Origin of the sequence: Stenotrophomonas sp. S41, from assembly GCF_016624625.1 — a bacterium.
Taxonomy (GTDB): Bacteria; Pseudomonadota; Gammaproteobacteria; order Xanthomonadales; family Xanthomonadaceae; genus Stenotrophomonas.
In genome coordinates this window covers 1-8158 of the sequence record NZ_JACVTV010000153.1, presented here as the reverse complement: position 1 = coordinate 8158, position 8158 = coordinate 1, and the positions used below count along the sequence as shown (strand labels likewise).

Annotated in this window: 8 protein-coding genes; 5 read left to right on the top strand and 3 right to left on the bottom strand. The window is 67.5% G+C overall.

Annotated elements, in window-relative coordinates; genetic code table 11:
• Positions 1–66: 66 nt before the first annotated feature.
• Together IAE56_RS19860 and rpsU are read right to left on the bottom strand one after the other, a co-directional pair.
• Positions 67–510, bottom strand: coding sequence for a GatB/YqeY domain-containing protein (locus tag IAE56_RS19860; RefSeq protein WP_108767508.1), 444 nt, complete (start codon positions 508–510; stop codon positions 67–69).
• A 133-nt stretch (positions 511–643) separates the two neighbouring features.
• Positions 644–859: a 30S ribosomal protein S21 gene (rpsU, locus tag IAE56_RS19855; protein ID WP_002808376.1), complete on the bottom strand. Its 216-nt coding sequence runs from the start codon at positions 857–859 to the stop codon at positions 644–646.
• Positions 860–1024: 165 nt separating this feature from the next.
• On the opposite strand from rpsU, the gene tsaD reads away from it, so the two are divergent.
• A complete protein-coding gene (tsaD, locus tag IAE56_RS19850; RefSeq protein ID WP_200753709.1) occupies positions 1025–2050 on the top strand; it encodes a tRNA (adenosine(37)-N6)-threonylcarbamoyltransferase complex transferase subunit TsaD in 1026 nt (341 codons plus the stop codon).
• Between the two features lie 79 nt (positions 2051–2129).
• Here the strand turns inward: tsaD and IAE56_RS19845 are convergent, their stop codons facing one another.
• A complete protein-coding gene (locus tag IAE56_RS19845; protein WP_200753708.1) occupies positions 2130–2789 on the bottom strand; it encodes a hypothetical protein in 660 nt (219 codons plus the stop codon).
• Between the two features lie 519 nt (positions 2790–3308).
• On the opposite strand from IAE56_RS19845, the gene folB reads away from it, so the two are divergent.
• The 4 genes from folB (at position 3309) to IAE56_RS19825 (ending at position 8070) form a co-directional block, all read left to right on the top strand.
• Complete coding sequence (gene folB, locus IAE56_RS19840; RefSeq protein ID WP_025878255.1) at positions 3309–3662, top strand: dihydroneopterin aldolase; 354 nt, start codon at positions 3309–3311, stop codon at positions 3660–3662.
• A gap of 95 nt (positions 3663–3757) precedes the next feature.
• Positions 3758–5029 carry a mechanosensitive ion channel domain-containing protein gene (locus IAE56_RS19835; protein WP_200753707.1) on the top strand — a complete coding sequence of 424 codons (1272 nt, stop codon included), beginning with the start codon at positions 3758–3760 and terminating at the stop codon, positions 5027–5029.
• 138 nt (positions 5030–5167) lie between these two features.
• Positions 5168–7342 carry a glycoside hydrolase family 3 N-terminal domain-containing protein gene (locus tag IAE56_RS19830; RefSeq protein ID WP_200753706.1) on the top strand — a complete coding sequence of 725 codons (2175 nt, stop codon included), beginning with the start codon at positions 5168–5170 and terminating at the stop codon, positions 7340–7342.
• Positions 7343–7497: 155 nt separating this feature from the next.
• Complete coding sequence (locus IAE56_RS19825; RefSeq protein ID WP_200753705.1) at positions 7498–8070, top strand: hypothetical protein; 573 nt, start codon at positions 7498–7500, stop codon at positions 8068–8070.
• Positions 8071–8158 lie beyond the last annotated feature (88 nt).

Below are 8158 nucleotides of genomic sequence, written 5' to 3'. Positions count from 1 at the left end.
CCCCCCCCCCCCCCCCCCCCCCCCCCCCCCCCCCCCCCCCCCCCCGCTACCGGATGGGGTGCAGGCTTACGACAGCTGCTGCTTGACCAGCTTGGACACCAGGCCCATGTCGGCCTGGCCGGCCAGCTTGGGCTTCAGTGCGCCCATCAGCTTGCCCATGTCGGCCGCACCGGTGGCACCGGTCTCGGCAATGGCGGCCTGGATGGCGGCCACGATCTCGGCTTCGCCCATCTTGGCCGGCAGGTAGGCTTCGATCACCACGATCTCGGCGCGCTCGATCTCGGCCAGGTCTTCACGGTCGGCGGCCACGAACTGGGTGACCGAGTCCTTGCGCTGCTTGACCATCTTGTCCAGCACGGCGATGACGGCGGTGTCATCCAGCTCGACACGCTCGTCCACTTCCTTCTGCTTGATGGCGGCGTTGATCAGGCGGATCACGCCCAGCTTGTGCTTCTCGCCCGCCTTCATGGCGGCCTTCATGTCGTCGGTGAGCTGCTGCTTCATGCTCATGAGGAACCTCGTGGTGGTGGTGGGGCAGGGGCGGATGCCCGAACCCGGAAACGCAAAAAGCCGGCGACGCTTGCGCGTGCCGGCTTCGGCTCCACTGCGACAGGCAAGCCCATCGCAATGAAGATGCGTCCGATCAGTACAGGCGCTGACGCTTGGTGACGTCGCGCGACGAGCGGCGCAGCTGACGCTTCACAGCAGCGGCAGCCTTGCGCTTGCGCTCCTGGGTCGGCTTTTCGTAGAACTCGCGCTTGCGGGTTTCGGCCAGCACACCGGCCTTTTCGCAAGTGCGCTTGAAGCGGCGAAGAGCAAACTCGAAGGGCTCGTTCTCGCGGACTTTGACGCTGGGCATGGAATCTCCGGGACACAGTAGAACCGGGTCACGCCCGGCGAGCCGCACATTATAGCGGCGAATCAACAAACTGCAAGCGTCCAACCCTGAATGCGGGCCGGGGGTCGAAAGCAGTGAGATCTGCACGTCCCCCGAGGGGGCGGCAGGGGCGTCATAATAGCAGGCATGCGAGTCCTTGGCATCGAATCTTCCTGTGATGAGACCGGCGTGGCGGTGTATGACACCGACCTGGCCGGCAGCGCGGCCCTGCGCGCCCATGCGGTCTACAGCCAGATCGCCCTGCACGCCGAGTACGGCGGTGTGGTGCCCGAGCTGGCCAGCCGCGACCACGTCCGCAAGCTGCTGCCGCTGGTGCGCCAGACCCTGGCCGAGGCCGGCCTGGGCGTGGGGGACATCGACGGCGTGGCCTATACGGCCGGCCCTGGCCTGGTCGGCGCCCTGCTGGTCGGCGCGGGCGTGGCCCGTTCGCTGGCCTGGGCGCTGGAGGTGCCGGCGGTGGGCGTACACCATATGGAAGGCCACCTGCTGGCCCCGTTGATGGAAGACGACCCGCCGGAAGCCCCGTTCGTGGCGCTGCTGGTGTCCGGCGGCCATACCCAGCTGGTGGCGGTGGACGCCATCGGCCAGTACCGCCTGCTGGGCGAAACCCTGGACGATGCGGCCGGCGAGGCCTTCGACAAGACCGCCAAGATGATGGGCCTGCCTTACCCGGGTGGCCCGCAGCTGGCCAGGCTGGCCGAGCAGGGCACGCCGGGCGTCTACCGCTTCGCGCGGCCGATGACCGACCGCCCCGGGCTGGATTTCAGCTTCTCCGGTCTGAAGACCCAGGTCCTGATGGCCTGGCGCGACAGCGACCAGAGCGAACAGACCCGCGCCGACATCGCCCGTGGCTTTGAAGATGCGGTGGTGGAGACCCTGTCGATCAAGTGCGAGCGCGCGCTGGAAGCGGCCGGCACCAACGTGATCGTGGTGGCCGGCGGCGTTGGCGCCAACAAGCGCCTGCGCGCCCGCCTGCAGCAGATGGCCGAGCGCCTGGGCGGCCGCGCCTGCTTCCCGCGCCCGGCGCTGTGCACCGACAACGGCGCGATGATCGCCTTCGCCGGCGCGCTGCGCCTGCAGGCCGGCCAGCACAACCCGCCGAAGGTGGAAGTCACCCCGCGCTGGGACATGGCGACCCTGCCGGCGGTCTGAACCGGTAGAGTCGAGCTTGCTCGACTGTCATTGATGCAGTCGAGCAAGCTCGACTCTACGGCCACGCCCGGCGGACGCATCACAGACGTGCCGCCAACGGCGATGCCGCCAGCACCGTCGTCGCCCGCTCATGGCGCTGCAGCCACCCCAGGGTGTGCGGGCAGCGCGCATGGATCAGCCGCCCGATTGCGGCCAGATCGGCACCGATGTCGCGCTCGAGGATGGGTTCGTGGTGGGCGATGCGGTTGCGCAGGTGGCGGATGCGGCCAACATCCGCGTGGATGGCTTTCCGGATGACACTAGGGTGGGCGGAAGGCGCATGGCGCAGGACCCCGCTGAGTGCCGGTATCCACAGCGTGGAGTCGAAGCGACATGTGAATAGCTGCTGCCAGAACACCATTGGCAGGTTGGCGACGATCTCAGGTGTATCGCTTACGCGACTGGCAAGTTGTTCCAGTGCCGTGCGTGGAGAAGTACTGGACGAAGTTGGCAGTCTGCGTCGGAAGGCATCATTCCAAGGCCAACGTGGGCCGTGCTGCCGAACGAGAACCGTTGCCGCGGCGTTGCGGGTGACCACTTCGCACAGATGGACCGGCATCATCAGCGCGCCGCACAGCCGCATGTTCCACAGGTAGAGGGATTCGGCTGTGACGCCGGGGCCGCAGGTCGATGCAATTCTCTCGTAAGTAGACAGACGCTCCGCTGACAACGCGCGCCGCAGTGCATCGTATGAAGCCATCGTGATGTGCGGTGGTGAAGAATGAATCGATGTTGGCCAGTCACGCGGGCAACAACCATCAGGGAACGTCGTTGTGCGGGTGGCCGATTCTCTGTGTTTCGCCTCGGACGAACACCTGACCTTGGCTGTCGGAACTGGCCTTGACCGACGATCTGGACCCGGCCTACTCTGCATGCCTGCGCCACCGGGACTCGCGGCTGTTCAACAGCTCCCCCCGGGGACAAACGGTAGTACCAAAGGGCCCTGCTAGCGGGGCCCTTTGTTTTTCCGTCACCAGCAATTGTCGCAATCGCCTCTCGCATCGGGCAGGACCGATGGGGTACCTTCGCCAGCGTGTGCTCCGGGACTCGCGGCTGGATTCCAGCTTCCCCTGGGGACGTTGAGAGGTACCAAAGGGCCCCGCTAGCAGGGCCCTTTGTCTTTCCCGCCCCTGCCGCACCCTCCCACGCCGCCGCCCGTTCCGGGCAGGCTCACCGCCGTGCCGTTACCATGGCCGCCTGTATCCGGCTGGTAACCGCAATGGACAAGGTTTTCATCGAAGGGCTGACGATCGACGCCCTGATCGGCATCTACGACTGGGAACGGCGGATCCGGCAGGACCTGGTGTTCGACCTGGAAATGGGCTTCGACAACCGCCGCCCGGCCGCGTCCGATGACATCGCCCATACCCTGAACTACAAGGCGGTGAGCAAGCGCCTGGAGCAGTTCGTGCGCGAATCGGAATTCGGCCTGGTCGAGACCCTGGCCGAGCGCTGCGCGCAGATCGTGCTGGACGAGTTCGACGTGAAGTGGCTGCGCCTGAAGCTGAGCAAGCCCGGTGCGGTGCGCGGCGCGCGCGCGGTGGGCGTGATCATCGAGCGCTCTCGCGACTGACCGGTAGTGCCGGCCGCTGGCCGGCAACCTCTGACCGGTAGTGCCGGCCGCTGGCCGGCAACCTCAACCTCAAAAAACAAACAAGGAGACAATCGATGGTGGACGCGGTGGTGGCGGTACAGTGGCTGGAACAGCTGCAGATGACACTGGAACCCTATCCCGGCGCCTACCTGGCGTTGATGATCACGGCGCTGCTGGTCGCCGCCGGCCTGGCCAACTGGGTCACCAAGCGCATCCTCGTGCGCGGCCTGCGTCGCCTGCTGCAGCGCCTGCCCGGCGCCGAATCCGGGCGCGGCAGCCACCTGATGCGGGTGATCGCGCGGCTCTCCAACGTGGTGCCCAGCCAGGTGATCGCCTCGGGCATCGCCCTCATCCCCGACCTGCCGCCTGGCCTGGTCAACGTCATCATCAAGCTGTGCATCGTGTGGGCGGTGCTGACCGTGTCGCTGGCGTTCTCGCACGCGCTGGATGCCGTCAACAGCCTGTACGAGCGCAAGCCCGATGCCCGCAACAAGCCGATCAAGGGCTACCTGCAGGTGGTCAAGATCGTGGTGTTCGTGGCCGCCGGCCTGTCCATCGTCGCCACCCTGCTGGGGGTGAAGATCGGCCCGCTGGTGACCGGCCTGGGCGCGGCCACCGCAGTGCTGATGCTGATCTTCCAGGACACCATCCTGTCGCTGGTGGCCAGCGTGCAGATCAGTGGCGACGGCCGCGTGCGCCTCGGCGACTGGATCGAGATGCCCAGCCAGAACGCCGACGGCGATGTCATCGATATCGCCCTGCACACCATCACCGTGCAGAACTTCGACAAGACCATCACCACCATCCCGACCAAGAAGCTGGTGACCGAGTCGTTCAAGAACTGGCGCGGCATGCAGGAGGCCGGCGGCCGCCGGATCAAGCGCGCGCTGTACCTGGACCAGCACAGCGTCGGCTTCCTGGATGCGGACGCGCTGCAGCGGCTGGGCCAGTTCGCCCTGCTGGGCGACTACCTGCGTGACAAGGCGCAGGAGCTGGAGCAGTGGAACGGGCGCCTGCGCGAGCAGGGCGTGGCCGAGGTGAACAGCCGGCGGGTGACCAACCTGGGCACCTTCCGCGCCTACGTGGAGCGCTATCTGCGCAGTCACCCGGGCGTCCATACCGATATGACCCTGCTGGTACGGCAGATGCAGCCCACCACCGAGGGTCTGCCGCTGGAGATCTACTGCTTCACCCGCAGCACCACCTGGGCGGTCTATGAAGGGGTGCAGTCGGACATCTTCGACCACCTGCTGGCGATCCTTCCGGCCTTTGGCCTGCGGGTCTTCCAGGCCTCCAGCGATGCCATGTTGATGGCGGGGCAGCGCGCACTGGCCGGGTCAGAGTAAGCTCCTCCCTCGCGTCCGCCCCCGTATGGGCCGCCCAGACTGTGGGCGGGCGCACGAAACTGAATGACGAAACCTCTCGCCAAATGGCCCGGGAACGCTAGAATGCCGGGCTTGTAAACGTTTTCATAAGGACAGCTGGTGGCCTCCGATCGCATCGAATCCCTCATTGCCCAGATGACCGTCGAGGAAAAGGTCGGCCAGCTGGGTGTCTTCGCGGACATGGTCCGCCCGTTCGCCCCGGACGTGAACCCGGAAGCCAACGTGCGCAACGCCGACCAGGTGCTGCAGCAGGTGCGCGAAGGCAAGGTCGGCTCGCTGTTCAACGGCGTGGGCGCCGAACTGGGCCGCCGCATCCAGCAGGTCGCCACCGAGGAGAGCCGCCTGGGCATCCCGGTGATCCTGGCTGCCGACGTCATCCACGGCATGCGCACTGTGTTCCCGATCCCGCTGGGCGAAGCCGCCAGCTTCGAACCGGACCTGGCCGAGCGCACCGCCCGTGCCACCGCCGTCGAGGCCACCGCCGCCGGCCTGCACTGGACCTATGCACCGGCCGTGGACATCGCCCGCGACCAGCGCTGGGGCCGTGGCGCCGAAGGTGCCGGTGAGGACGTGGTGCTGGGCTGCGCCTTCGCCGCCGCCCGCGTGCGCGGTTTCCAGGGCGGCGACCTGCGCGCCGCCGATTCGCTGCTGGCCACGCCCAAGCACTTCGCTGCCTATGGCGCGGTGATGGCCGGCATGGAATACAACATGGTGGACATCTCGCCGCAGACCCTGCGCGACGTGCACCTGCCGCCGTTCAAGGCCGCCTTCGACGCGGGCGCGATCACCGTGATGTCCTCGTTCAACGACATCAACGGCGTGCCGGCCAGCGCCAACGCCGAACTGCTGACCGACATCCTGCGCGGTGAGTGGAAGTTCCCGGGCGTGGTGATCTCCGATTACACCGCCGACATGGAACTGGTCGCGCACGGCTATGCCGCCGACGACCGCGACGCTACCGCCAAGGCCTTCACCGCCGGCCTGGACCTGAGCATGCAGAGCGGCTTCTATGCCGAGCACCTGCCGGGCCTGGTCGAGAGCGGCGAAGTGCCGATGGCCGTGCTGGATGAAGGCGTGCGCCGCATCCTGTGGCTGAAGGAAACCATCGGCCTGTTCGACGATCCGTACCGTTCGCTGGACCCGGCGCGCGAAGCGGATACCTCGCACATCGCCGCCCATGACGAACTGTCGCGCGATGCCGCGCGCCGTTCGATCGTGCTGCTGAACAACCGCGACAACGTGCTGCCGCTGCAGAAAACCGGGCAGAAGATCGCCCTGATCGGCCCGTTCGTGCAGGACCGCGAGAACATCGAAGGCTGCTGGACCCTGTTCGGCGACAAGCAGCGCTACGTGGACCTGGAAACCGGCGTGCGCGCCGCCATCGGCGATGAAGCACTGCTGGAAGTCGTGCCGGGCAGCGAGCTGGAAGCCGCGATTCCGGGTGGCACCGAAGCGGCCGTGGCCGCTGCGCTGCGCGCCGACGTGGTGGTGCTGGCACTGGGCGAACCGCAGCGTTACAGCGGTGAAGCGCAGTCGCGCGTGGAAATCACCCTGCCGCCGGCACAGCAGGCGCTGGCCGAGGCCGTGGCGATGACCGGCAAGCCGCTGGTGGTGCTGCTGCGCAATGGCCGCGCGCTGGCCCTGCAGGGTGCGGTGCGCAATGCGCATGCCGTGGCGGTCACCTGGTACCTGGGCACGCAGACCGGCCACGCGGTGGCCGATGTGCTGTTCGGCGATTACAGCCCGTCCGGCCGCCTGCCGGTCAGCTTCCCGCAGGTGTCCGGCCAGCAGCCGTACTTCTACAACCACCCGCGCACCGGCCGCCCGGAACTGCCGACAATGTCGGAGTTCAAGGCACGCTGGCGCGAGATTCCGAACGAGCCGCTGTACCCGTTCGGCCACGGCATCGGCTACGCCACGTTTGCTTACGGCGTGCCGCAGCTGAGCGCGGCCCAGCTCGGCTGGGACGACACGCTGACCGTGACCACCACGCTGACCAACACCAGCGCCGTGGCCGGTGAGGAAGTGGTGCAGCTGTACATCCATGATCGCGTGGCCAGCCGCGTGCGGCCGGTGCGTGAGCTGAAGGACTTCCGCAAGGTCGCCCTGCAGCCGGGCGAGTCGACTGAAGTGAGCTTCAGCCTGACCCGCGAGCAGCTGGCATTCACCGGCCGCGACGGCGTGCTGCGTGCCGAGCCCGGCCAGTTCGATGTGTGGGTGTGTGCTTCGTCGGCTGCCGGTGAAGCGGTGCAGTTCGAGCTGCTGAAGGGCTGATCGCACCGGCAGGAACCGCCGGTGGAGCATCCACGCATGGCGTGGATCTTCTGGCAGTGAGGCGCCGGGCCATGCCCGGCGTCCTCACCCATGGCAAACACGCCGGGCATGGCCCGGCGCTACCATCGGCGTATTGATCCGATGGAGTCCGCGCCATGCGCAAGATTGCTTTCCTGATTCCGGCCCTGCTGCTGGCCGCCTGTTCGCAGCCGGCACCGCCGGCCGAGCCTGCTCCCGATGCGCCGCCGCCGATGACCGGTTCCACGCCGGCCGAAGCTGCCGCCAGCACCACGCCTGACCCGGCCGCTGCGCCGCAGGCCGCGGCCGAGCACGCCAGCGAAACCCCTGCGCCCGCCGCTGCCGCCGATGAAGGCGATGCGCGCGCGCGCATCGACAGCGTGCTGGGCGACGCCGCGCAGTACGAAAAGGTCTTCAACGCATTCAAGACCGCCGTGGTCGGCGGTGACCGCGCCGCCGTGGTGGAGGAAGTGCGCTTCCCGCTGAACATCGCCGGTGGCAAGAAGATCACCGGCCCCGGCGAGTTCCAGCGCAACTACGAAAAGATCATCACCCCGGCGGTGGTCAAGGCGATGTCCGAGCAGGAGTTCGGCAAGGTCTTCGTCAACCAGCAGGGCGTGATGATCGGCGATGGCCAGGTCTGGCTGACCGGCGAGTGCCTGGACAAGGCCTGCGCCCGTACCGAGGTGAAGGTCGGCACCATCCAGTAAACGCAGACGGCCCCGCGTGATGCGGGGCCGTTGGGTGGCGGCGATGGCCGGCCATCGGCGGCCCTGCCCGGGTAACGCTATTGGGGGA